The organism is Pseudomonas sp. SG20056 (genome assembly GCF_031764535.1).
Taxonomy (GTDB): Bacteria; Pseudomonadota; Gammaproteobacteria; order Pseudomonadales; family Pseudomonadaceae; genus Aquipseudomonas.
Window position 1 is genome coordinate 3,874,378 of sequence record NZ_CP134499.1, and the last position, 23,629, is coordinate 3,898,006.

A 23,629-nucleotide genomic window follows, 5' to 3' on the forward strand; every position below is an offset into this window, starting at 1 on the left:
CTCGCTCACGGTTTGCTGCCCCAGCCGCCTTTAGGTGCGGCAAAGCGCCAGATAATCGGCCGCGACTCACCGTCGGCACGGCTGAAGCTGCCGTTATCGACACCGATCCAGGCACCGTCCTGATCCACCCACAGCGCTTCCGCCAGGCCGCAGGACGGCGCATAGAGGCGTTCTGGAGTCAGCGCCTCGGCGGCAAACGACCAACACTTCTCGACCTGACCAGTGCTCAGGTCGCGCCGACAGATACGGTGCGCCTGACGCTCAAGGGTGAAGAGCTTTTCGTTATGGAAGGCCAGACCCGAGAAATCCCGAGGCTGCGGCTTGCCGCCCAGCTGCTCGGGCCCCGTTTCCGTGCCCGCCTCGCTGAACAGCACGCAGCCACCAGTGCAACGCCAGATCGCGCGCTGTTTGTGCGCCACCAATAAACCGCGACGCATACGCTCAGCCGCCAGGTACAGGCGCTCACCAGCAGGGTCAACGGCAATGCCTTCAAACAGCGAGTTGTAATGCAGCGCCATGCCACTGGCGCGCGCCTGGCGCAGCAGGCCCTGAGGCAGCTTCAACCAGTTGGGCTCGCCGACCACAGGCAACTGCAGCACAGCCGCCTTGGCCTCACTGACCAAGTAACGGTTACCGGCGGCGTCACAGCTCAGCCCTTCGAAATCCAGCTCACCACCGCGTACCAGGCCGGCGACCCAGCTGCGCATGCGCAGCCCCCAGGGCAAGCGCGCATCCGGTGCCGGCGGCGCGACAAAGGTCTCGGCCGTGGCTTGCCACTGCGACTCATCCGACTGCAGGCGATACAGCTGCTGATCATCCCGATCAGAAACCGCCCACAGCGCGTTATCGCACCAGGCCAGCCCAGACAGATTGCCGCCAGTGACGCCGCTAACTGCTTGCTCGTTGAGCAGTTTCAGCTCTTCCAATGCCGTCGCACTCGCCAGCACGGGTGAGCAGAGCAGCAGGCAGACAGCCAACAGCCGCTGCATCAGAGCAGCACCTCGGCCAGGTTGCCCTTGGACTCCAGCCAGGATTTACGGTCGCCGGCGCGCTTCTTCGCCAGCAGCATGTCCATCATTTCCTGGGTGCCGGGGTAATCGTCCAGAGTCAGCTGCACTAGACGCCGGGTATTGGGGTCCATGGTGGTTTCGCGCAGCTGCGGCGGGTTCATCTCACCCAGGCCTTTAAAGCGGGTGACCTGCGGCTTGCCACGGCGCTTCTCGGCCACCAGGCGGTCGAGAATGCCATCGCGCTCGGCTTCATCCAGGGCGTAGAAAATCTCCTTGCCCAGATCGATGCGGTACAGCGGCGGCATGGCGACATATACATGACCTGCATCCACCAACGGGCGGAAATGCTGGACGAACAGAGCACAGAGCAAGGTGGCGATGTGCAGGCCGTCGGAGTCGGCGTCGGCAAGGATGCAGATCTTGCCGTAGCGCAACTGCGAGAGGTCGCTGGAGCCCGGATCGAGGCCAACCGCCACAGCGATGTTGTGCACTTCCTGGCTGGCAAGCACTTCGCTGCCATCGACTTCCCAGGTGTTGAGGATCTTCCCGCGCAGCGGCAGGATCGCCTGAAACTCTTTATCGCGCGCCTGCTTGGCCGAACCGCCAGCGGAGTCACCTTCCACTAGAAACAGCTCGGAGCGCATCGGGTCCTGGCCGGCGCAATCAGCCAGTTTGCCAGGCAGCGCCGGGCCCTGGGTGATGCGCTTGCGCTCGACCTTCTTGCCAGCCTTGAGGCGGCGGTTGGCGTTGCTGATCGCCAGTTCGGCGAGCTGCTGACCGAGCTCCGGATGGCCGTTAAGCCACAAGCTAAAGGCGTCTTTCACCACACCGGAGACAAAGGCTGCGGCCTCACGGGACGACAGGCGCTCCTTGGTCTGCCCGGAGAACTGCGCATCCTGCATCTTCATCGACAGAACAAAGGCGATGCGCTCCCAGATATCTTCCGGGGCCAGCTTGACCCCGCGCGGCAGCAGGCTGCGAAACTCGCAGAACTCGCGCATGGCGTCCAGCAGGCCCTGGCGTAGGCCGTTGACGTGGGTGCCGCCCTGAGCGGTGGGGATCAGATTGACGTAGCTTTCCTGCACCGCGTCGCCGCCTTCCGGCAGCCACAGCAGCGCCCAATCTACGGCTTCTTTATTACCTGCCAGGCTGCCGCAAAATGGCTCATTGGGTAGCCGTTCAACCTCGCTGACCGCATCCACCAGGTAGGAGCGCAGTCCGTCTTCGTACAGCCATTCGACTTTCTCACCGCTGGCTTTGTCCTCGAAGCTGACCGCGAGCCCCGGGCACAACACCGCCTTGGCTTTCAGTACGTGCTTGAGACGGCTGACCGAGAATTTGAAGGAGTCGAAATACTTGGCATCCGGCCAGAAATGCACGCTGGTGCCGGTGTTGCGCTTGCCCACGGTGCCGACCACGGCCAGGTCGCTGGCCTTGTAGCCGTCGGCGAAACTCATCTGGTATTCATTGCCGTCGCGTTTGACCGTGACGATCACGCGGGTCGACAGCGCGTTGACCACCGAGATGCCCACGCCATGCAGGCCGCCGGAGAACTGGTAGTTCTTGTTGCTGAATTTGCCGCCAGCATGCAGCTTGGTGAGGATCAGCTCGACCCCTGGCACGCCCTCTTCCGGGTGAATGTCCACTGGCATGCCGCGACCGTCGTCGAGCACTTCCAGGGAGTTGTCCTCATGCAGGATCACCTGAATCGATTTGGCATGCCCGGCCAGTGCTTCGTCGACGCTGTTGTCGATGACTTCCTGGGCCAAGTGGTTAGGCCGGCTGGTGTCGGTGTACATGCCCGGGCGTTTGCGCACCGGGTCGAGGCCGGAAAGGACTTCGATGGCATCGGCGTTGTAAGAGCTAGAACCTTGCTGGGCCATGGGGTCTCTTGTTCGTCAATTGAGAGCGGAAAAGTCGATATCCTGCCACAGATGGCGAGGAATACCGGCGAAAGCGAAAAGCATTGGCAGACGCTCGGCAAAACCCTGAAAACCGTGATCGCCACCGGCCTGGATACGCAGCGCGCAGGCGCGGTAATAGCGCTGGGCATCGCGGTAATCGAGGGTTTCGTCGGCGGTCTGCAGCCACACCTGATAGCGCGCCGGATCTTGCAGCACTGCGGCATCAAGTTCGGCCAGCGCCGTTACATGGTCGACTGTCAGCTCCCAGGTCTCATCGCTGTGATAGTTCTTCTGCGGGCCCAGGTAGCCGTCGAAACGCAGATGCGGGCGCACGGCTGGGTTGATCAACAACGCAGGTAACCCATGGCGTTCGGCCAAGTGGGTCGCATAGTAGCCGCCCAGCGAGCTGCCAACCAGCACGGGCCGTCCAAGCTCGGCAATCAGCGCTTCGAGCTGGGCAATGGCCTGACGCGGATGGTGATGCAGGGCCGGCACCCGCAGCTGCGCGGCCAGCCCCAGCTGCGCCATGGCACGCTGCAACTGGCTGGCCTTGAGCGATGCCGGCGAGCTGTTAAGCCCGTGAATATAGAGAATGGATGTGGTCATGGGGCGGGAGGCTAACCGGTTGCGGCGACCGGCTGCAACCGGTTAGCCGAACGGCTCAATAGCCCTTGATGGTGTAATCGATTTCGAACTTGATCCCGGTAACCCGCGATACCCCGGTTTCCAGGCGGCCATCGTCGAACAGGCGCAGCCAGCGATAGCCCGGCGCGGTTTTATCCACCTGAAACTCCTCGCTACCCGGGGCGAACTGCACGCAGGTCGAGGGCGACGCCAGCAGGCGAATTGGGCCGCGCTGCTGATCGAGTTCCTGATGAATATGCCCCCAAAGCACTGCACGCACCTGGCTGAAACGCTCCAGCACGGCGAACAGGGCATCCGGGTTACGCAAACCGATGGGTTCCATCCATTTGCAGCCGATGGACACCGGGTGGTGATGCAGGCAGATCAGGTGATGACGATCCGGCTCTTCGCTCAGAGCACGCTCCAGCAAGGCAAGCTGCTGCTCACTGAGATAGCCGGGTACGGCACCCGGGATCGAGGAGTCGAGCAGAATCACGCGCCAGTTACCCAGGTCGATCACCGGCTCCAGCAAATCACTGCCGACGCAAGCGTCCTGCATGGCGGGCACTTCATCATGGTTACCGGGAAACCAGCGCGCGGGGGCAGGGATGGCTGCGGTCATCTCACGGAAACGCTGGTAGGACTCAGCGCTGCCGTCCTGCGAGAGGTCGCCACTGGCCAGGATCAGGTCGATCTGCGGCTGCTCCAGCAGCACACGCTCGATCACCCGTTGCAGACTGTCCTGGGTATCCATGCCCAATAGCTTGCCCGCCCCATCGGCAAACAGGTGACTGTCGGATAGCTGCACCAGCAGCACCGAGCGATCAACAGCAGTGGTTTTAGTCAGCGCGCCCGGCAAGACCTTCTCCTTGAGCGGAATGCGTGAATTATGCTGGCTAGCCCCGCGGGCGGTAAACCCGCGAAAGGGGAATAGATCACAGAACGTCCGCTGTAAATCCAGCGCCCATCCTAAGGCTAGCGCGTATCGGAATAATGCGCCTGCGACTGATTATCGGCAGAACGCGGAAAAACCTAACGAACGGGAGCCAGTTCGTGACCGCAAGCCAGGCAGTGACTCAGCCACTCGCCGAGAAACAGATTGAGCTGAGTCTTCTCATCCGGCTGGTGCATGGCCGCATTGGGATAGGGATAAATGCCGCGAAAGCGCCGCGCACTCTGCGCTCCGATGACTTCCGCCATTCGCGCATCGTGGTACACACGCACCTCCATATGCGGCACCGGCAGCCAGGGCAGGCTGTGTTCCTGACGCACCGAGAGGGTCGAGGTATAGGGGCAGGTTTCCAGCACTTCCAGCGCCAGCACGCCCAGTTGCTGCTCACCCTGACTCATGCCCACACGACGCGCTTGCCGATAGGCATCCGGCCCTTCACGCATGTCCGGCAGCAACTGCATCAGGCGCGCATAGTTGGCTTCGCAAGCGGCTTGCAGCTCGACCAGGTCGACCCGATAGCGCTCGCGTAGCAGGTTCACGACCACAGCCCCCGCACTTCGGCACGGTTCAGCGCCAGCCACTGCAGGGCGATGATGCTAGCGGCATTGTCGATACGCCCGTCTTTCAATGCATCAAGGGCATCTTCCAGTGGCCAGACGTGCACGCGAATGTCCTCACCCTCTTCCGCCAAGCCATGCACGCCGCCGGCGCCTTCACTGTCGCAGCGACCAATAAACAGGTGTACACGCTCATCCGAGCCACCGGGTGACGGGTAGTACTGGGTAATTGGCCACAACGACGTCAGCTGCAGATTGGCTTCTTCAATCGCCTCACGGCGCGCGACCTCTTCAGGCTCTTCGTCCTTGTCGATCAACCCGGCGACCAATTCCAGCAGCCAGGGGTTGGCACTTTTATCCAGCGCCCCCACGCGGAACTGTTCGATCAGCACCACACAATCGCGCTGCGGGTCATAGGGCAGCACACACACGGCATCGTGGCGCACGAATAATTCGCGGCTCAGCTCCGGGCCCATGCCACCGGCAAACTGACGATGGCGCAAACGCAGCCGATCGAGCTTGTAGAAGCCGCTAAAGCAGGCCTCGCGCTTGATCACTTCGACATCTTCTCGTTGCATAACACCCCCTGATTAACAGAAACGGGCCCGAAGGCCCGTCCTGGTTACACCCTATGCTGCGCCGAAACATGGCGCAGCAAAAGCTCTATCAGACCTTGTGGTAGAGCTGCGCACCCTGAGCCTTGAACTCCTCTGCCTTGGCTTGCATGCCCGCCTCGGCATCCAGGTCGAGTGCGGCGATGCGTTGCTCTTCAGCATAGACGCGAACTTCCTGGGTGATCTTCATCGAGCAGAACTTCGGCCCGCACATGGAGCAGAAGTGTGCCACCTTCGCCGAGTCCTTGGGCAGCGTTTCGTCGTGATAACTGCGCGCGGTGTCGGGGTCGAGACCAAGGTTGAACTGATCTTCCCAGCGGAACTCGAAGCGCGCCTTGGACAGTGCGTTGTCGCGAATCTGCGCGCCAGGGTGGCCCTTGGCCAAGTCCGCAGCATGGGCGGCGATCTTGTAGGTGATGATGCCGGTCTTCACGTCATCCTTGTTCGGCAGGCCCAGGTGCTCCTTGGGCGTGACGTAGCAAAGCATGGCGCAACCGAACCAGCCGATCATCGCCGCTCCGATGCCGCTGGTGATGTGGTCGTAACCCGGCGCGATGTCGGTGGTCAGCGGGCCAAGGGTGTAGAACGGCGCCTCGTCGCAGCATTCCAGCTGCTTGTCCATGTTCTCCTTGATCAGCTGCATCGGCACGTGGCCGGGGCCTTCGATCATGGTCTGCACGTCGTGCTTCCAGGCGATCTTGGTCAGCTCGCCGAGGGTTTCCAGCTCGCCGAACTGCGCTTCATCGTTGGCGTCGGCAATCGAGCCCGGACGCAGGCCGTCGCCCAGCGAGAAGCTGACGTCGTAGGCCTTCATGATTTCGCAGATGTCTTCGAAATGGGTGTAGAGGAAGTTCTCTTTATGGTGCGCCAGGCACCACTTGGCCATGATCGAGCCGCCGCGCGAAACGATACCGGTGACACGCTTGGCGGTCATCGGCACATAGCGCAGCAATACGCCGGCGTGGATGGTGAAGTAGTCCACGCCCTGCTCGGCCTGCTCGATCAGGGTGTCGCGGAACAGCTCCCAAGTCAGCTCTTCGGCCGCGCCGCCGACTTTTTCCAGGGCCTGGTAGATCGGTACGGTGCCGATCGGTACGGGCGAGTTACGGATGATCCACTCGCGGGTTTCGTGAATGTGCTTTCCGGTCGACAGGTCCATGACCGTGTCCGAACCCCAGCGAATGCCCCAGGTCAGCTTGGCCACTTCTTCTTCAATGCTTGAGCCCAGCGCCGAGTTGCCGATGTTGCCGTTGATCTTCACCAGGAAGTTACGGCCGATGATCATCGGTTCCAGTTCGGTGTGGTTGATGTTGGCCGGGATGATCGCGCGGCCGCGGGCAATCTCTTCACGAACAAATTCGGGGGTGATGATCTTCGGCACGCTGGCGCCGAAGCTGTGACCAGGGTGCTGCTGATCAAGCAGGCCCGCTTCGCGTGCCATTTCCAGCTTCATGTTTTCGCGGATGGCAACGTATTCCATCTCGGCGGTGATGATGCCTTTGCGCGCGTAGTGCATCTGGCTGACGTTGGCACCGGCCTTGGCGCGGCGCGGGTTGTTGACATGGGCGAAACGCAGCTTGGTTAGCTCGGCATCAGCGAGGCGCTGCTGGCCGAAGTTGGAGCTCAGGCCAGGCAGGCGTTCGGTGTCGCCGCGCGCCTCAATCCACGGCGAACGCACATCGCCCAGGCCTTTGCGCACGTCGATGATGACCTTGGGGTCGGTGTACGGGCCGGAGGTGTCGTAGACCACTACGGGCGCGTTGATCTCGCCGCCGAAGTCAGTGGGCGTAACGTCCAGGCTGATCTCGCGCATCGGCACTAGGATGTCTGGACGCGAACCCTGCACATAGACTTTCTGCGAACGCGGGAAGGGTTGGATCGACTGCTGGTCGACCTGGGCAGATTCACTCAGGATCGGATTGAGGTTTTTTTCTTGTGTGCTCATCGGCGGCTCTCCAGGGCTATATGTCGGAGCGAACCTGGAGATAAATGAGCGGCGAAAGGCGCACCAGGGGCGGTGCCAGAGGCTCACCGGGGGAAAGGCGAGCACATCTTGTTCCCTACGCAGGCCTTAACCTGATCAGGTTCAACGGGATCCGGCAGCTGCCAATCTCAGCCCCGCAATTGGGGCACCCCGACAAGAACCCGGCCAGTCTAATCAACCCCAGCCAATAAAACCAACTCCGGAGTCAATTTCTTATGACCCGCGCGTCGGAATGTGACGAAAGCGCCCACAACAAATAACCCACGCGCAGCAGACGCCATGGATTGTTGCAATCTACACTCATTCAGCTCCAGACAAATCTTGACCCCCTCGGCAGCGCCCCTTAGCCTTGCCGATTACCGCCAAAATCAGGATCACCCTCATGTTGCGCAGACTCTCTCTGGCTCTCGCTGTGGCCGCCGCGTCCAACGGAATGGCCTGGGCTGCTGAACAAGCCCCGCTGTCCACCAAAACTGACCTGGTCACGGTTTACCAGGAAGCAGCCGCCAACAATGCCGATCTGGCCGCCGCCCGTGCTGATTATGAAGCGCGCAGCGAAGTGGTGCCCCAGGCCCGCGCCGGTCTGCTGCCGAACCTGTCTGCTGGCGCCAACCTGAGCGACACCCGCACCCAGGTCGATTCGCCAGCCAACACCAGCTCGCGCAGCGGCATGGTGTACCAGGCCAACCTCAGTCAGCCACTGTTCCGCGCAGACCGCTGGTTCCAGCTGCAAGCCGCCGAAGCGACCAACGAGCAAGCCGCGCTGGAGCTGTCGGCCACCGAACAGAACCTGATTCTGCAGAGCGCCGAAACCTACTTCGCGGTACTGCGCGCCCAGGACAATCTGGCCTCGACCAAGGCCGAAGAAGCCGCGTTCAAACGTCAGCTGGACCAGGCCAACGAGCGTTTCGATGTCGGCCTCTCGGACAAGACCGACGTGCTGGAAGCCCAAGCCGGCTTCGACACCGCCCGCGCCAACCGCATCATCGCCCAGCAACAGGTAGAGGATGCCTTCGAGGCGCTGATCACCCTGACCCACCGCGACTTTGCCGCCCTGGAAGGCATCGAACACAGCCTACCGATCCTCGCGCCAACGCCGAATGACGCCAAGGCCTGGGTCGACACCGCCGCCGCGCAGAACCTCAATCTGCAAGCCAGCAACTACGCCGTTGAAGCAGCCGAAGAAACCCTGCGCCAGCGTAAGTCCGGCCATGCGCCGACCCTGGACGCGGTTGCCAGCTACCAGAAAGGCGATAACGACAGCCTCGGCTTCAGCAACAATGCCGGCACCATCAACCGCTTCAGCGGCGACGTCGAGCAGCGCACAATCGGCCTGCAATTGAATATCCCGCTGTACAGCGGCGGCCTGACCAGCTCCCAGGTGCGTGAGTCCTACCAGCGCCTGAACCAGACCGAGCAGCTGCGTGAAAGCCTGCGCCGTCAGGTGGTGCAAAACACCCGCAATCTGCACCGCGCTGTCAATACCGACGTGGAAACCGTGCAGGCGCGCAAGCAGTCGATCATCTCCAACCAGAGCGCCCTGGAAGCCACCGAAATCGGCTATCAGGTCGGTACGCGCAACATCGTTGACGTGCTCGACGCCCAGCGCCAGCTGTACAGTTCGGTGCGTAACTACAACAACGCGCGTTACGACTACATCCTCAACAACCTGCGCTTGAAGCAGGCCGCCGGCACCCTCAGCCCGGACGACCTGGCGGCCCTGGAGCAGTACCTGAAATCCGACTACAACCCGGACGAAGATTTCCTCCCGCCGGACCTGGCCAAGGCCGCTGAAGCCCAGCTGCGTGGCAACCCGCAGTACTGAGCGCTCCGCAACCAAAAAGCCCGCTGAATTCAGCGGGCTTTTTTATGACGTATAGGGTTGCGGGAGGCCTGTTAAGACTTCTCCGCTAATAGTCGCCCAAGACCTGTCAACAAACGCGCCAACGCTCCCTGATTGGCCTGCATCACCGCCAATCCCGCATTACGCATGGCCTGCGCGGCTTCAGGCTCACGCCATAGTTGCGCGACTCGCTGCGCCAGACCGTCGGCATCCACCACCTCGCTCAAGGCACCGGCAGCGCGTAACTGCGCGGCGATCTCCAGAAAGTTGAACAAATGCGGGCCGCTCAACACCGGCTTGCCCAGCGCTGCCGGCTCCAGCAGATTATGCCCGCCATTGGCCACCAGGCTGCCGCCAACAAAGGCGATATCGGCCAGGGCATAGAGAAACAGCAACTCGCCCATGGTGTCGCCGAGCAGCACCTGATCCGCCGCCTGCACAGCCTCGCCCGTTGAACGACGCCGCGTGCTGAAGCCTTGCCGCTGGCACAACTCGAGCACTGTATTAAAGCGCTCGGGATGGCGTGGCACCAGAATCAGCAATGCATCGGGGTTGTGAGTGAGCATTTCACGGTGGGCGGCGAGCACGATCTCGTCTTCACCCGCATGGGTGCTCGCAGCGATCCACACCGAACGGTGCGTGGCCTGCCATTGCTCACGCAAGGCAGTGGCACGGGTCAGCAGCGCCGGATCGATGGTCAGATCAAACTTGATAGAGCCGGTAACCTCAATACACTCAGGCTGCGCACCCAGGCTGCGAAAGCGTTCGGCTTCCAGCGCTGTCTGCACGGCGAGCAGATTCAGCTCGGCCAGCATCGGTGCGGTGAGGTTGGCAAACCGCGCATAACCACGGGCCGAGCGCTCGGACAGCCGACCGTTGGCCAACGCCACGGGAATACCGCGCTTAGCGCACTGGTGGATATGGTTGGGCCATAGCTCAGTTTCCATAATCACGGCCAGCTTGGGTTGCACGCGATCGAGAAAACGCGCCGCCGCCCAAGGCAGGTCATACGGCAGGTAGCAATGCTGTACGCGGCCAGCGTACTCGCTGCCGCCGAACATGGCCTGAATACGCTCTGAGCCAGTCGGCGTCATGCAGGTGATGGTGATCGCCAACTGCGGGTAGCGCGCCAACAGCTCACGCACCAGCGGCGCCGCAGCAATACTCTCGCCCACCGACACCGCATGCAGCCAGATGCCGCCCGGTTTGAGTGGCGGCAAACCAAGCGCAAAGCGCTCCCCGACACGTTTGGCATAGGCCGGCGCCTGCCAGGCACGCCACGCCAGACGCCCGGCCACCAGCGGCAGACCGAGATGAAACAGCAGGGTATAGAGGCTTCTATTCATGGCGCGAAGCTTATGCACTTTGGTCAATACCGTCGAGTCAGGCGCGGGCTCGGCTCACGCCGTGACCTGCAGATGCCGAGCAAAGCACTCGGCCAACCACAAGGCCGCTGGGCCCAATGCCTGATCGCGGCGGCAGACCAATTCCACCACCAACGGTGGCGGCGTCCAATCGCTGCTCAGCTCCACCAGCTGGCTCTGATAGGTCGGGTACTGCACCACATGGCGCGGCAGCCAGGCCCAGCCGAGGTTGCGCATCAGCAGTTCGGCCATGGCGTAGAAGCTGTCGGTGCGCCAGACCGACGGACTGATTTGCTCGCCGCCCGGATAGTGGCTGTCCTGTGGCGCCATCAGCAGTTGCCGATGGCGCGCCAGCTCACGCCGGTCGACATGTCCGGCCCGCGCCAAGGCGTGCCCTGCCCCGCACACGGTGACCATTTCAATGGTGCCCAGACGCTGGCGCTCCAGCGCATCGGGCATCTGCTCATGGTGAAACAGCAGGCCGAGGTCGGCGCGGTGCTCCAGCAGCTTGCGCGCCACATCGCCCTGAGCACCGCTGGCCAGTTGCACCTCCAGTAGTGGGAATTGCTGGGCCAGCGCCTCCAGGCTGTCGAGTACCGGCTGATAGGGCATGGCCTCATCCTGCGCCAGACGCAGGCGCACTTCTTCACCACGCACCAGACCCAGCGCACGCCCTTCCAGACGCTGGCACTGACGCAGCACCTCACGCGCCTCTTCCAAGAGAGCTGCGCCGGCATCGGTCAGGCGTGGCTGGCGGCCGCTGCTGCGCTCAAACAGACGCACGCCAAGATCGGCCTCCAACATAGCAATCGAGTTACTTACCGCCGACTGCGCGCGCTGCATTTGCCGACCTACGGCGGAGAACGACTGGCCATCTGCAACGCTGACAAACAAGCGAACCTGCTCCAGGCTCCACTGCATAACCCATCTCCATAGCGGATAGGTAATCACTTTATCCCATCCGCCAGGTCACTAGAATGGCCGCCAGATCACTCTGGAGGCCACATCATGGGCGGCTATCTCTACCTCGCTATTGCCATCACCGCAGAAGTCATCGCCACCACCTCGATGAAGGCCCTGGATGGCTTCAACAAACCTCTGCCCCTGCTGCTGGTCGTGGTCGGCTACGCCATCTCGTTCTGGATGCTCAGCCTGGTGGTGAAAACCATCCCGGTCGGCGTTGCGTATGCGGTGTGGGCGGGCCTGGGCATTGTGCTGGTGAGTATCGCAGCGGTGTTTCTTTACCAGCAGCGGCTGGACCTGCCGGCCATGCTTGGCATGGGCCTGATCGTCGCTGGTGTGGTGGTGATTCAGCTGTTCTCGCAAAGCGTCGGCCACTGAGAACCTGCCCAACGCCTGCTGCGCTTCGACCCTGCGGCGTTAAAAACAGGCTCGGAATACTCATTTACACCAGTAAACTCCGCTTCCTCGCCTGTTTTTGCCTTGCATGGCTCTAGCTCGCGAGACGTTGAGCAGGTTCCGAGGTAAGGCGCTAGCGCGGCCGGGTTATACTGCGCGCCTGTTTTCCCGGTGAGACACCTGCATGTCCCAGGCACTGAGCACTGATGTTTTGATCGTGGGCGGCGGCATTGCCGGCCTTTGGCTGAATGCGCGCCTGCGCCGCCAGGGCTTTGCCACCCTGCTGGTGGACAACGCCCGCCTCGGTGGCGGCCAGAGTGTGAAATCCCAGGGCATCATTCACGGCGGTGCCAAATACGCCTTGCACGGCGCGCTAACCGGCGCCTCCGAAGCCATCGCCGATATGCCGCGGCGCTGGTGCGAAGCCCTGGCAGGCGATGGCGAGTTGGACCTGACAGGCGTGCGCCTGCTCTCCGATGCCCACTACCTGTGGTCCCCCGGCAGTCTGGCCGGCAATATCACCAGTTTCTTTGCCAGCAAAGCGGTGCGCGGCCGGGTCGACCAGGTCAAGGGCGAGCAGCTGCCACCGGCCCTGCAGCACCCGAAATTCAAGGGCAAGGTCTATCGCCTGGCGGAACTGGTGCTGGATGTGCCCAGCCTGATCAGCCGCCTCAGCGAACTGGCTGGCGATGGCTTGTTGGCCGCCGAGCGCATCGAACCACTGCGGGAAAACGGCGAGCTGGTCGGCCTGATTATCGATGGCCGTGAGATTCGCGCGCAACGCGTCATCCTCAGCGCCGGGCGTGGCAATGCCGAACTGCTCAGCGCCCTCGGCCTCAGCCAACCGGCCCAGCAACTGCGTCCGCTGCATATGGCCCTGGTCAAAGGCCCGACACTCAAACCGCTGTACGCCCACTGTCTGGGCGGCGGGCCGAAGCCGCGCGTGACCATCACCACCCACCCGGCGGCCGATGGTCAGTGGGTCTGGTACCTGGGCGGCGATCTGGCCGAAGCCGATGGCGTAGCCCGCGACGAAGCGGCGCAGATCCAGGCAGCGAAAAAAGAGCTGAGAGAGCTGCTGCCCTGGGTCGATCTGTCCGCCGCGCAATGGGCCACGCTGCGAGTGGATCGCGCGGAGCCGGCGCAGTCCGGCCTGGTGCGCCCGGACAACGCCTTTTTGCACGAGCAGGGCAAACTGCTGGTGGGCTGGCCAACTAAACTGGCGTTAGCCCCGGACTTTGCCGACCGCGTGCTGGCGGCACTGAGCCGTGACGGCATTCAGCCGGCGCAGCACGCGCCATTGCCTGCGCTGCCGCGCCCGAGCGTTGCCCCAGCCGTCTGGGAGGAACTGTTCTGATGCATCCCCTGCACAGCCTGCACAACCTGCATCGCCCCTTGGGCACCACCGAGTTGCTGGTTTCGCCGTTGGGCCTGGGCACGGTCAAGCTGGGCCGTGATCAGGGGGTGAAATACCCCAACGGTTTCACCATCCCCGGCGATGCCGCTGCCCGCGAACTGCTGGCCCAGGCCCATGACCTGGGCATCAACCTGATCGACACCGCGCCGGCCTACGGCACCAGCGAAACCCGCCTCGGACCGTTGTTGCGCGGCCAGCGCCAGCAATGGGTGATTGTCAGCAAGGTCGGTGAAGAGTTCGACAACGGCCAATCGCACTTCGATTTCAGCCCGGCGCACACGCGTTTCTCGGTGGAACGCAGCCTCAAGCGCCTGGAAACCGACTTTATCGACCTGGTGCTGGTGCATTCCGACGGCAACGACGTGGCGATTCTGCGTGACAGTGGCGTGTACGAAACCCTCGCCGAGCTTAAGCGCGAGGGCAAGATTCGCGGCTTCGGCCTCTCTGGCAAAACCGTCGAAGGCGGCCTGCTGGCACTGGAACACGGCGACTGCGCGATGGTCACCTACAACCTCAATGAGCAAGGCGAACAGGCCGTACTCGACTATGCCGAGCTGCACGGCAAAGGCATCCTTATCAAGAAGGCCCTGGCCAGCGGCCACGCCTGCCTGGCATCGGGTGTCGACCCGGTGCGCGCCAGTTTCGAGCTGATCTTCGGCCACCCGGCGACGTGCAGCGCGATTATCGGCACCATCAACCCGCAACACCTGGCACATAACGTCGCCACCGCTGCCGCTGTAATTCAGGATATTGCCTGACGGGTCTAACCCGGCGATCTGTGCCAAGCTCTCAGGCCATGCCCATGCCCGCGAGGAGTTGCCATGCCGCGCACCCTGATTAGCAAAGACCCCAGCAGCTTCAAGACCCTGCAACTGTTTGTCGAAGCCAGCCCGGAAGGCCTGAGCTACCAGGGGCTTGGCATGCCGTTGAACTTCAGCCAGATGCTGGAAAAGCGCAAACCTGTGGTTGTGGCCGACAGCCAACGCTTTGCCGTGGAACTGGCCAACCTGGGCGTTTCGGTGCGCCTGACCCTCAGCTGGCAGGGCCGCGAATACTGGGTACTGGTGCGCCAGCGTCGCGCGGATCGTGGCGATGTGGTGCTCAAACTGATTTCCGGCTACGTGCCGGCCCATGAGCTCAACCTACCGCTGCTCACCGCGATTCAGGAAGTGGCCGAAGAGTGCCTGCTGGAAACCCCGGAAGGCTGGCTAAGCGGACGCTTTGGCGACACCTGGCTGCCCACGCCCTACCAGAGCAGCCTGCGCTACCGGGAAACCGCCCACTTCAGCCTCAGCCCGCTGTCCGGAGCGGCGCGCCCAGTGCAATGCGGCAACCTCAAGCTACTCGAACGCCCGCGCGCCTACGTGCACCTGCCAACCGCCTCGCTGCAGCTGGTCTACGACCTGCGCCTGGATTTGCCCAAGGAAACACGTCAACTCAGCCTGCTGCATGTCGATGAACACCTGGAAGATGGCCAACTGATCGCCCGCCTCAACCGCGCGAGGCCCGATCTGTTTCTGATTCCGCTGGACCAGGGCCGGCCGACCGTCGAGCTGCTGACCCTAAAGCAGGGTCAGCTCTCACCCGCCAGCACTCGCGGTCTGTGGCTGGCCGAAAGCTTTGCGCCTCAGGACGGCTGGCTGGTACGCGATGAGCGCATTCGCTGGAAAGATTGGCTGGTGCAGACACAAAAAAGCCCCACCTAAGCAGGGCAAAAAGGGATTTCAGGTAAGCGGGCTGGATTCACCCAGCCCGCATGAACAACTACTTCAATTCGCTGGAGCTCTTGCCCAGCAACCGCCGCGCCACAATCAGCAACTGGATCTGCTGGGTGCCTTCAAAGATGTCGAGAATCTTCGAGTCGCGCGCCCATTTTTCCAGCAGCTCATCTTCGCCGTAACCCAACGCACCGGCCAGTTCGACACATTTCAGCGTCACCTCGTTGGCCACGCGCCCAGCCTTGGCTTTGGCGATGGAGGCCTCCTTGGAGTTGGGCAGTTTGTTGTCGGCCATCCAGGCGGCTTTCAAGGTCAGCAGGCGCGCGGCCTCCCATTCGGCCTCCAGGCGGTAGAGGGTCGCCTCGGCATGGCTGACGCTGAGCAACGGCGTACGGTAATCCAGCTTGCAGACTTTTTTCAGCAGCTCGCGGGTACGATCCAGCGAGGCCTTGGCCACCCCCACTGCCATCCCGGCGACCAGCGGACGGGTGTTGTCGAAGGTTTCCATCACCCCGGCAAAGCCCTTCTGCACGTCGATTTCCGGGTTGCCGAGCAGGTTGGCGGCCGGCACCCGACAATCGCTGAAGCTGATCGCGGCGGTGTCCGACGCCTTGATGCCGAGCTTCTTTTCCAGCCGCGTCACGGTCATCCCCGGCGTGCCGTGCTCCACCACGAAGGACTTGATCGCTGCACGGCCGAGGCTCTTGTCCAGGGTGGCCCACACCACCACGGCGTCGGCACGCTCGCCAGAGGTGACGTAGATCTTCTCGCCGTTGAGCACGTAGTGATCGCCATCCCTGATCGCCGTGGTGCGGATCGCCGCCGAGTCCGACCCGCAGCCCGGCTCGGTAATCGCCATGGCCGCCCAGGTGCCGCCGAAGCGCGCTAGTTGTTCATCATTGGCCACTGCAGCAATCGCCGCATTACCCAGCCCCTGACGCGGCATGGCCAGCAGCAGGCCGACATCGCCCCAGCACAGCTCCATCACCCCGAGCAGGGCCGACAGATTGCCGCCATTCTTGATGCCTTCCTGCTGCTCGCGGGCCGCACCGCGCTTGCTCGCCGAGGTGGCGCCAATGGCGTCCGGCGAGCCGGCGTTCATGCCATCGAGCAGGGCCGCGAGCAGGTCCAGCTCCTTGGGATAGGCATGCTCGGCCTTGTCGTATTTGCGTGAAATCGGCCGGAAATAGTTTTCCGCCACCTGATGGGCCTGATTAACCAGGCCACGGAATTTCTTTGGAGTTTCCAGGTTCATGTTGAGGCGCCCTTAGAGCTGGAGACCGCCGGCCATAATCGCCAGCGCACGCAGATCGCGGTACCAGCGCTCGGCTGGATGTTCTTTGGTAAAGCCGTGGCCACCGAGCAACTGCACGGCGTCGGTACCGATCTTCATGGCCTTTTCGCTGCACAGCAGGCGCGCCAGATAGGCTTCGCGCTGGAACGGCAAACCCTGCTCCGCGCGCGAGCACGCTCGCCAGACCATCAGGCGCATAGCGTCGAGTTCCACGGCCATATCGGCGACCATAAAGGCCACACCCTGGCGATGGCTGATCGGTTCGCCGAAGGCTACGCGCTCGTTGCAATATGGCACCACATAATCCAGCGCCGCCTGCGCTGTGCCCACGGCCAGGGCGCACCACGCCAACCCGGCGTAATCGAGAAAACTCTGGTAGTTGAAATGCTCAGCGGCCAGTCGCGCCTCAACCGGCACCTTGACCCCATTGAGCCGCACGCGCGCCGTACTGCCGGCCTTCAGGCCCATGGCCGGTTGCGGGCTGCGCTGCAGACCTTTGGCGCCCGCCTCGACGATAAACAGCGCCGGACCGTCCGCCGCCTGCGCCGCGATGATCAGCTGGCTGGCATCCATACCGCGCAACACCAAGCTCTTCTCACCGCTAAGGACGTAATGCTTACCGCGCTTACGTGCCCGAGTCGCCAACTTGTGCGGATCAAACAACGGCGTCGGCTCATTGACCGCAATGGCCATCACCGGCGCAGGCTCCTCAGCGACAAAGGCTGGCAGCCAACGCGCCTGCTGCGCAGCATTGCCCCATCGGCGGATGCAGTTGGCCGCCGACAACGGCACCAGCAATGCAGCCGCCAAGGATAAATCGCCCTTGCCCAACGCTTCGGCAATCAGCACATTACTCAGGGTAGTGCGCTCGCCGGCCATGCCGCCCTGCGCCTCGCTGACCGCATAGTGGGTCAGCCCCAGCTCATGTGCCTGGTTGAGCAACGCCGCCGGCAGCGCCGCCTGTTCATCGGCATCGTGAGCGAGTGGGCGCAGCACTTCACTGGCGAAGGCTTCGAGCATCTCCACCAGCATCTGCTGCTCATCAGACAGGGACAGATCGAACAAGGCATCCGGGTCAGCCGGGCGCGGCAACTTGGCGACTTTGCCCGCACGCTGCGCAGCGGCGCGAAAGCTCGCACGGCTGCCGGTGTAGATCAGTTTTTCGAAGGGTTTGCGCAGCTTCAAACGGTCCGGCCAGTCAGCCTGGGCGACTCGATTCAGCACTGCCAGGGCACGGCCCTGTACGTCGGAACTCATGGCATCTCACTCCATACGGGGGATGCCACGGATCATGCGCGCGGTCAGGGCAAGCGCCTATGACCGCGCCGACGCGCTTGACTGGCAAAGCAGCCAGTCAGTGTGATGGGTTACTTGCTGCGGATCTTCTCGACGATGGCGGTGGTGGAACTATTTTCCACCAACCCCAGCACGCGCACTTCGCCACCGTAGGCGCGGACGATATCGCCACCCACCACGCCCTCGATGCCATAATCACCGCCCTTGACCAGCACATCCGGCTTGACCGTGCGCAGCAGGTTTTCCGGGGTGTCCTCAGTGAAGCTCACCACCCAATCCACCGCGCCAAGACCGGCCAACACGGCCATGCGGCGATCCACGGCGTTGATCGGCCGACCCGGCCCTTTCAGGCGACTGACCGAGGCGTCGTCATTGACCGCCAGCACCAGACGATCGCCTTGCGCGCGGGCCTGTTCCAGATAGGTGACATGCCCGGCATGCAGGATGTCGAAGCAGCCATTGGTGAAGACAATCTTCTCGCCATGGGCGCGAGCGTCTTCGATGGCCAGCAGCAGTTGATCCAGGCTCAGCACACCGCGCTCGGAGCCGGCATCACGCTGGATTGCGCGGCGCAATTCCGGGGCACTGATCGCGGCAGTACCTAGCTTACCGACCACAATACCGGCAGCCAGATTGGCCAGCGCCACCGCATTCGGCAGTTCCTCGCCCGCTGCCAGACTGGCGGCCAGGGTAGAAATCACCGTATCGCCAGCACCAGTCACATCGAACACTTCACGGGCACGCGCCGGCAGGTGCAGTGCCGGGTGCTCTGGGCGCAACAAGGTCATGCCATGCTCACCACGGGTCACCAGCAATGCGCCCAGTTCCAGTTCTGCCATCAGTGCCGCGCCCTTGGCCACCAGTTCGGCCTCATCACGGCAATGGCCGACGATGGTTTCGAACTCGTGCAGATTCGGCGTGATCAGGCTGGCGCCCCGGTAGATGGAGAAATCTTTACCTTTGGGATCGGCCAGCACGGCAATGCCTTTGCTGCGCGCCAGTTGCACCAATGCCTGATGGTTCTGCAGCGCGCCTTTGCCGTAATCCGAGAGAATCAGCACTTTGATGCCGTCCAGTTGCGCTTCAACGCTGGCGGCTAGGGCCGCGCTGTCGGTGCGGAACGGTTCTTCGAAGTCCATGCGCAAGAGCTGCTGATGACGGCTCATCACGCGCAGTTTGACGATGGTCGGCTGGTCTTTGATCGTCTGGAAGAAGGTCTTTACGCCAACCGCCTGTAGGCTGTTGCGCAGGCTTGCGGCGGCTTCATCCTCACCGGTCACGCCGATCAAGGTGGCCGGTGCGCCGAGGGCGGCGATGTTCAGCGCGACGTTAGCCGCGCCGCCCGGGCGGTCTTCGATCTGCTCGACCTTGACCACGGGCACCGGCGCTTCCGGCGAAATCCGCGAAGTGCCGCCATGCCAATAACGATCGAGCATGACATCGCCCACCACCAGAACGGCGGCCTGGTCGAAACGCGGCATGGACACTTTCATAAACACTCCAGAAACGGCAGAACAGATTGCCGGGGATCATAACATTGGCAGGCCACTGCGCTGGCTAACCGCCGAGCGTGCGCACCCAGAACAGTTCATGGCGGCGCACCGCCTTGCGGAAGAACTCGTCTTCACCGGTAGCGGGCCAGCGCCGCCCGACCAGCACACGCTGAATCCAGCGGCGGATACGCCGTTTAAGCGGCAACGGGCCTTGCAAATCGTGCTGCATGGCCAAGGCCATGGCCTTATCCAGCTGCTGCGCGGCATCCAGGCTTGGGCTCCACAGCCCATCCGCTGGCAACGCCTCGATGGCTGGCGGCAGGGCAATGCCAAACCCGGCCGGCCCCATGGGCCAGCGGTCGTTGTCATGCAGGTGGTTGGCATACAGCAACAGGGTTTTCGGCTTCCAACTGCTCAGCTCAATCGCCTCTAGCAGCGCCTGGGTACTGGCAACGTGGTCGCTGTGCGGATCCAACTGCGGGTGCGGGGTAACGACGACCTCGGGTTGGTAGTGCTCCAGCGCAGCCACCAGATCCGCCAACAGATTGCGCCAGCAGGGCACGCCCTCGGCATCACCGGGCAACAGCAGGGCATTGTTCATGCGAACGCTGCGGATATCCGTTTCACCGGACTCCCGCGAACCGAACGCCTGCTCAGGCTGCGCCTGCATCGCCGGCAACTGCAGGCAGTAGTAGCCAAGCTGCAGGCACTGGCTTTGCGGCACACCGCCCCACAGCGGTACCGCCAGGCTGTCCCAGGCGCGCAAACGGCCCTTGAGCTGAGCGGCAGCCGCTTGCTCCAGCCCCAGATTTTGGTAGGACTCAGCTTCAATTTCGCCCTGCGTGAGGGTCAGGATGCTGACCTCACGCGCCCGGCTGTACAGGCCAAAGGCGGCCAGCTCGGCGTCGTCAGCGTGCGGCGCGACAATCATCAAGCGCTGCTCGGCGTAATCCGGGTTGCGCTGCGCATGGAGCGTGACATGCGGATCCAGGCGGCAAAACCGGCCACGCAGCGACAACTTGCCCTGCGTCAGTAGTTCGCCCTGCCCGGATAGGTTCAGGTAGCGCCGTCCGTTCACGCCCCGCTCAAAATCCTGACGGTCGTTGCCCATCAGCACATAAGGATCGAACCAACGCCCCAGCCAACTGGCTTTTATGTGCACCTGCAGAATCAGGGTATCTGCCGCCTCCACGTCCCCTTCCTGCCTCAAGTAACCGGCATCAATGCGACCATTAACGGTACGGGTCGGCTCGGCAAAGGCGTAGCTGTAGTCATCGCTGGGCGAATAGAACAGGTGGTCGGCAAACCAAGCCTCATGGGCGACCCAGCCGAGCAATAGGAGGACCGGCACCCACCACCAGGCGACCAGTACGCCGACGAGCGCCAACCCAGCAAGGGCCAACAGCAACGCGATGCGCTTTTGCCGGCGATGGCGCTTGAGCAGGATCTGTTTACGAGCCGACATGATCAAACCTGATAAACCGCGACGCGGGTGCACCAGCGGTCTTTGTATTCGCGGTCAGCCCGGCCGAAGGAATAGCGCAACGGCTTGCCCAGCGCGCGAGCTTCACTCCAGGCGGTCTGCGTATTGATAAAACTCAGCACGCTGCCAGGGCTGAACTCGCGGTTTTGCGGATCAACCCCGCCATTGATGTATTCCAGACTCACCCACTGCGGCGCTTCGACGCGATACAGCACTTGAATCGCCACCGGCTGGTCGTTCAGGTAGATCAGCGAGCCGGTCATAAAGTCGCGCATCAGGCTGAACACTTCTGCTAGATGCGCCTTACCGGTGGCTTCAAAACCCCAGCGGCGCTGAAACAGATCGGCATAAATTACCGCCTGCTCGGTAGCGGAAAGCTCCAGCATCGGCCGAATCACTCCGCCCGCCTCTTCCAACAAACGCTGCTCGCGGCGCTGGTTGTAGCGAAACTTCTTGCTGTACTCCTCAGGCTCGCGGGCAAGTGCCAGCCCCTCGGGTTGCTCACGCAGGGTGCTGATCGCTCCAGCATTGAGGATGGAAATATAACGACCGCGATGGCGCAACGAGACGCTGGCCAAGGGCGCCGCAGGCAGAATCAACTCGGCATTGCCAAGGTCGAACAGACCGCGTTTACCCTTCTGCTTGAGCACATCCTTGGACAGTGCCAAGTGCCGTCCCCACGTCGGAATCGCCGCCTGCAGATCGCCACTGGCAAACCAGCCGAGATAGCGAACAGGAATACCGGCCAGAGCGGCCAGACGCTCGACCACCTGAGGATGACTGGCCACGCTACCGCCAAAACGTTGCCAGGCCTCGGCATAAGCAGCCTCATCAATCGGTGCCCAGCCACGCTCACGCCAAGCGCGTAAATGACTGAGCATCAGGCATCAGGCTCCGCGACCAGATCATCAACCTCGACGAAGTCGCGCGCATGCAAGCGTGCGTAGTAACCGTTCAGCGCCAGCAACTCGCTGTGAGTACCGCGCTCGACAATCTGCCCCTGGTCCATTACCAGAATCAGATCAGCCTTCTCGATTGTGCTTAGCCGGTGGGCGATAACCAGTGTCGTACGCCCCTTCATCACCTCATCCAGCGCGCCCTGGATATGCCGCTCCGACTCAGTATCCAGCGCGGATGTGGCCTCATCGAGAATCAGTAGCGGCGCGTTCTTCAACAATGCGCGGGCAATCGCCAAGCGCTGCCGCTGACCGCCGGAAAGCAGCACACCATTCTCACCAACCAGGGTTGCGTAACCTTCCGGAAGTTTCTCAATAAACTCAGCCGCGTAGGCCGCTTCAGAGGCTTTACGCACATCATCAAACGGCGCGCCAGCCAGATCGCCGTAGGCAATATTATTGGTCACAGTATCGTTAAACAGGGTGACGTGCTGTGTCACCAGCGCAATGTGCTGACGCAGGTTACGCAGACTGTATTGCTCGACATCCAGACCGTCGAGCAGGATCTGGCCATGTTCGTGATGATAGAAACGCGGGATCAGACTGGCCAGAGTGGACTTGCCACTGCCCGAACGGCCCACCAAAGCGACCATTTGGCCAGGATCCGCAACAAAGGAAATGTTATTGAGTACTGGTTTTTCGGCCCCGGGATATTGGAAGCTCAGATCACGCACCTCAAGGCGCCCGCTGACCCGTGCGCGTTCTTCGGTACCGTGATCAACCTCCTGATCCTCATCCAGCTGCTCGAAAATGCTTTCGGCACCAGCCAGTCCCTTCTGCACCGTGGCGCTGACTTCGGACAGCTGACGAATCGGCTTAGGTAGCAAGCCCGCCAGGGTGATATAGGCCACTAGGTCACCTGGCGAAGCATCGCCACGCATCAGCAGCACAAGGAACATCAGCACGGCCATGGCGCTATAAATCACCAACTGCAACATTGGCGTATACACCGCGCCGGTCTTGGTCATGCGTAGCTGTTTCTCTCGGTTACTGTTACTTGCGCTGAGAAACCGGGTCTGCTCGTAAGACTCACCGCCGAAACTACGAACAACCCGATAGCCCTGAATCGTCTCGGATGCAACGTGGGTCACATCCCCCATAGCCACCTGGATCTTCTTGCTCTGCTTACGGAATTTACGACTGGCACTGGTGACCATCAGACCGATCAGCGGCAAAATTGCCAACATCACCAAGGTCAACTTCCAGTTCATCCACAACAACGAGGCGAACAGGAAAATCACTGTCATGCCCTCGCGCACCACCACCTTGATCGCATCGGTAGCAGCCCCCGTAACCATGGTGACGTTAAAACTGATCCGTGAAATCAGGTGGCCCGAGTTGTGGGTATCAAAATAGCGATTAGGCAACACCAGCAGATTGTTAAACAGTGACACCCGTAGGTCATGCACCAACCCCAGGGAAACTCTGGCCAGAAAGTAGTTACCCAGAAAGGAACCAATGCCCTGCCAGAGCGCAATCAACACGATCAGAAGCGGCACAACATGCATGAGCTTTAGATCGACAAAGAACGAGATGTCCTTGAGGTAGGGAATAGTCGCGAAAAAGCTGGCGTCCGGGTTGGCTAGGCCATCCACAAAATATTTGAGGATGTAGCCAAACATCGGCTGGGTGGATGCAAAAATCAAAAAGCCCAAGATACTGATGGCAAACAGGCCCGAGTAGGGGACCACGTATTTCAGCAATCGCAAATAAACCTTGATGCTCGATTGCTGGTTAGAATTGGCCATTCGGCACGCCTCG

20 protein-coding genes and 1 riboswitch are annotated in these 23,629 nt (G+C 62.0%); of the genes, 5 read left to right on the plus strand and 15 right to left on the minus strand.

The window, feature by feature from the left end; all coding sequences use genetic code 11:
* Nucleotides 1–5 precede the first annotated feature (5 nt).
* The 7 genes from RHP75_RS18395 to thiC all read right to left on the minus strand — a co-directional run bounded on the left by RHP75_RS18395 (nt 6) and on the right by thiC (nt 7,606).
* Nucleotides 6–989: an esterase-like activity of phytase family protein gene (locus RHP75_RS18395; RefSeq protein ID WP_409079674.1), complete on the minus strand. Its 984-nt coding sequence runs from the start codon at nt 987–989 to the stop codon at nt 6–8.
* Nucleotides 989–2,893, minus strand: a complete 1,905-nt coding sequence (gene parE / locus RHP75_RS18400; RefSeq protein ID WP_311089454.1) for a DNA topoisomerase IV subunit B — start codon at nt 2,891–2,893, stop codon at nt 989–991. The genes RHP75_RS18395 and parE overlap by 1 nt, the downstream gene beginning before the upstream one ends.
* A gap of 15 nt (nt 2,894–2,908) precedes the next feature.
* Nucleotides 2,909–3,520 (minus strand): YqiA/YcfP family alpha/beta fold hydrolase, encoded by a 612-nt coding sequence (locus tag RHP75_RS18405; RefSeq protein WP_311089455.1) that lies wholly within the window; start codon nt 3,518–3,520, stop codon nt 2,909–2,911.
* A gap of 55 nt (nt 3,521–3,575) precedes the next feature.
* Complete coding sequence (gene cpdA, locus RHP75_RS18410) at nt 3,576–4,397, minus strand: 3',5'-cyclic-AMP phosphodiesterase (RefSeq protein ID WP_311089456.1); 822 nt, start codon at nt 4,395–4,397, stop codon at nt 3,576–3,578.
* Nucleotides 4,398–4,570: 173 nt separating this feature from the next.
* Nucleotides 4,571–5,035 carry a DUF1249 domain-containing protein gene (locus RHP75_RS18415; protein WP_311089457.1) on the minus strand — a complete coding sequence of 155 codons (465 nt, stop codon included), beginning with the start codon at nt 5,033–5,035 and terminating at the stop codon, nt 4,571–4,573.
* Nucleotides 5,026–5,625: an NUDIX domain-containing protein gene (locus RHP75_RS18420; protein WP_311089458.1), complete on the minus strand. Its 600-nt coding sequence runs from the start codon at nt 5,623–5,625 to the stop codon at nt 5,026–5,028. The genes RHP75_RS18415 and RHP75_RS18420 overlap by 10 nt, the downstream gene beginning before the upstream one ends.
* An 88-nt stretch (nt 5,626–5,713) precedes the next feature.
* Entirely contained in the window at nt 5,714–7,606 is a 1,893-nt protein-coding gene (thiC, locus tag RHP75_RS18425; RefSeq protein ID WP_311089459.1) for a phosphomethylpyrimidine synthase ThiC, read from the minus strand.
* A 95-nt stretch (nt 7,607–7,701) separates the two neighbouring features.
* A riboswitch (TPP riboswitch) is annotated at nt 7,702–7,808 on the minus strand.
* 219 nt (nt 7,809–8,027) lie between these two features.
* Here thiC and RHP75_RS18430 point away from each other — a divergent pair.
* Nucleotides 8,028–9,470, plus strand: a complete 1,443-nt coding sequence (locus tag RHP75_RS18430) for a TolC family outer membrane protein (protein ID WP_311089460.1) — start codon at nt 8,028–8,030, stop codon at nt 9,468–9,470.
* Between the two features lie 71 nt (nt 9,471–9,541).
* Here the strand turns inward: RHP75_RS18430 and waaA are convergent, their stop codons facing one another.
* Nucleotides 9,542–10,834: a lipid IV(A) 3-deoxy-D-manno-octulosonic acid transferase gene (gene waaA, locus RHP75_RS18435; RefSeq protein WP_311089461.1), complete on the minus strand. Its 1,293-nt coding sequence runs from the start codon at nt 10,832–10,834 to the stop codon at nt 9,542–9,544.
* Between the two features lie 54 nt (nt 10,835–10,888).
* The gene (locus RHP75_RS18440; protein ID WP_311089462.1) at nt 10,889–11,773 is read right to left on the minus strand and encodes a LysR family transcriptional regulator; all 885 of its coding nucleotides are present in this window, start codon (nt 11,771–11,773) and stop codon (nt 10,889–10,891) included.
* 87 nt (nt 11,774–11,860) lie between these two features.
* On the opposite strand from RHP75_RS18440, the gene RHP75_RS18445 reads away from it, so the two are divergent.
* The 4 genes from RHP75_RS18445 (at nt 11,861) to RHP75_RS18460 (ending at nt 15,334) form a co-directional block, all read left to right on the plus strand.
* Nucleotides 11,861–12,193, plus strand: a complete 333-nt coding sequence (locus RHP75_RS18445) for a multidrug efflux SMR transporter (protein WP_090249763.1) — start codon at nt 11,861–11,863, stop codon at nt 12,191–12,193.
* Between the two features lie 202 nt (nt 12,194–12,395).
* Nucleotides 12,396–13,568: an FAD-dependent oxidoreductase gene (locus RHP75_RS18450; protein ID WP_311089463.1), complete on the plus strand. Its 1,173-nt coding sequence runs from the start codon at nt 12,396–12,398 to the stop codon at nt 13,566–13,568.
* Nucleotides 13,568–14,386, plus strand: coding sequence for an aldo/keto reductase (locus tag RHP75_RS18455; RefSeq protein WP_311089464.1), 819 nt, complete (start codon nt 13,568–13,570; stop codon nt 14,384–14,386). The genes RHP75_RS18450 and RHP75_RS18455 overlap by 1 nt, the downstream gene beginning before the upstream one ends.
* Before the next feature lie 63 nt (nt 14,387–14,449).
* Nucleotides 14,450–15,334 carry a metal ABC transporter ATPase gene (locus tag RHP75_RS18460; protein ID WP_311089465.1) on the plus strand — a complete coding sequence of 295 codons (885 nt, stop codon included), beginning with the start codon at nt 14,450–14,452 and terminating at the stop codon, nt 15,332–15,334.
* A gap of 58 nt (nt 15,335–15,392) precedes the next feature.
* On the opposite strand, the gene RHP75_RS18465 is transcribed toward RHP75_RS18460, so the two are convergent.
* From RHP75_RS18465 to msbA, 6 genes are all read right to left on the minus strand, one after another.
* Nucleotides 15,393–16,601 carry an acyl-CoA dehydrogenase family protein gene (locus tag RHP75_RS18465; RefSeq protein ID WP_311089466.1) on the minus strand — a complete coding sequence of 403 codons (1,209 nt, stop codon included), beginning with the start codon at nt 16,599–16,601 and terminating at the stop codon, nt 15,393–15,395.
* A 12-nt stretch (nt 16,602–16,613) separates the two neighbouring features.
* The gene (locus tag RHP75_RS18470) at nt 16,614–17,897 is read right to left on the minus strand and encodes an acyl-CoA dehydrogenase family protein (protein ID WP_311089467.1); all 1,284 of its coding nucleotides are present in this window, start codon (nt 17,895–17,897) and stop codon (nt 16,614–16,616) included.
* Between the two features lie 110 nt (nt 17,898–18,007).
* Complete coding sequence (gene hldE, locus RHP75_RS18475; protein ID WP_311089468.1) at nt 18,008–19,429, minus strand: bifunctional D-glycero-beta-D-manno-heptose-7-phosphate kinase/D-glycero-beta-D-manno-heptose 1-phosphate adenylyltransferase HldE; 1,422 nt, start codon at nt 19,427–19,429, stop codon at nt 18,008–18,010.
* Nucleotides 19,430–19,493: 64 nt separating this feature from the next.
* Nucleotides 19,494–20,894, minus strand: coding sequence for a PIG-L family deacetylase (locus RHP75_RS18480; protein ID WP_311089469.1), 1,401 nt, complete (start codon nt 20,892–20,894; stop codon nt 19,494–19,496).
* A gap of 2 nt (nt 20,895–20,896) precedes the next feature.
* The gene (locus RHP75_RS18485; protein ID WP_311089470.1) at nt 20,897–21,793 is read right to left on the minus strand and encodes a GNAT family N-acetyltransferase; all 897 of its coding nucleotides are present in this window, start codon (nt 21,791–21,793) and stop codon (nt 20,897–20,899) included.
* Nucleotides 21,793–23,616 carry a lipid A export permease/ATP-binding protein MsbA gene (gene msbA, locus RHP75_RS18490; protein ID WP_311089472.1) on the minus strand — a complete coding sequence of 608 codons (1,824 nt, stop codon included), beginning with the start codon at nt 23,614–23,616 and terminating at the stop codon, nt 21,793–21,795. The genes RHP75_RS18485 and msbA overlap by 1 nt, the downstream gene beginning before the upstream one ends.
* Nucleotides 23,617–23,629 lie beyond the last annotated feature (13 nt).

Bases quoted from the DNA above. Each gene is read 5' to 3' on its own strand.
- RHP75_RS18405 (WP_311089455.1), bottom strand. From the start codon at position 3,520: ATGACCACATCCATTCTCTATATTCACGGGCTTAACAGCTCGCCGGCA.
- RHP75_RS18440 (WP_311089462.1), bottom strand. From the start codon at position 11,773: ATGCAGTGGAGCCTGGAGCAGGTTCGCTTGTTTGTCAGCGTTGCAGAT.
- RHP75_RS18445 (WP_090249763.1), top strand. From the start codon at position 11,861: ATGGGCGGCTATCTCTACCTCGCTATTGCCATCACCGCAGAAGTCATC.
- RHP75_RS18460 (WP_311089465.1), top strand. From the start codon at position 14,450: ATGCCGCGCACCCTGATTAGCAAAGACCCCAGCAGCTTCAAGACCCTG.
- RHP75_RS18470 (WP_311089467.1), bottom strand. From the start codon at position 17,897: ATGAGTTCCGACGTACAGGGCCGTGCCCTGGCAGTGCTGAATCGAGTC.
- thiC (WP_311089459.1), bottom strand. From the start codon at position 7,606: ATGAGCACACAAGAAAAAAACCTCAATCCGATCCTGAGTGAATCTGCC.
- hldE (WP_311089468.1), bottom strand. From the start codon at position 19,429: ATGAAAGTGTCCATGCCGCGTTTCGACCAGGCCGCCGTTCTGGTGGTG.
- RHP75_RS18455 (WP_311089464.1), top strand. From the start codon at position 13,568: ATGCATCCCCTGCACAGCCTGCACAACCTGCATCGCCCCTTGGGCACC.
- RHP75_RS18430 (WP_311089460.1), top strand. From the start codon at position 8,028: ATGTTGCGCAGACTCTCTCTGGCTCTCGCTGTGGCCGCCGCGTCCAAC.
- RHP75_RS18480 (WP_311089469.1), bottom strand. From the start codon at position 20,894: ATGTCGGCTCGTAAACAGATCCTGCTCAAGCGCCATCGCCGGCAAAAG.
- waaA (WP_311089461.1), bottom strand. From the start codon at position 10,834: ATGAATAGAAGCCTCTATACCCTGCTGTTTCATCTCGGTCTGCCGCTG.
- parE (WP_311089454.1), bottom strand. From the start codon at position 2,893: ATGGCCCAGCAAGGTTCTAGCTCTTACAACGCCGATGCCATCGAAGTC.
- RHP75_RS18485 (WP_311089470.1), bottom strand. From the start codon at position 21,793: ATGCTCAGTCATTTACGCGCTTGGCGTGAGCGTGGCTGGGCACCGATT.
- RHP75_RS18420 (WP_311089458.1), bottom strand. From the start codon at position 5,625: ATGCAACGAGAAGATGTCGAAGTGATCAAGCGCGAGGCCTGCTTTAGC.
- RHP75_RS18450 (WP_311089463.1), top strand. From the start codon at position 12,396: ATGTCCCAGGCACTGAGCACTGATGTTTTGATCGTGGGCGGCGGCATT.
- msbA (WP_311089472.1), bottom strand. From the start codon at position 23,616: ATGGCCAATTCTAACCAGCAATCGAGCATCAAGGTTTATTTGCGATTG.
- RHP75_RS18465 (WP_311089466.1), bottom strand. From the start codon at position 16,601: ATGAACCTGGAAACTCCAAAGAAATTCCGTGGCCTGGTTAATCAGGCC.
- RHP75_RS18395 (WP_409079674.1), bottom strand. From the start codon at position 989: ATGCAGCGGCTGTTGGCTGTCTGCCTGCTGCTCTGCTCACCCGTGCTG.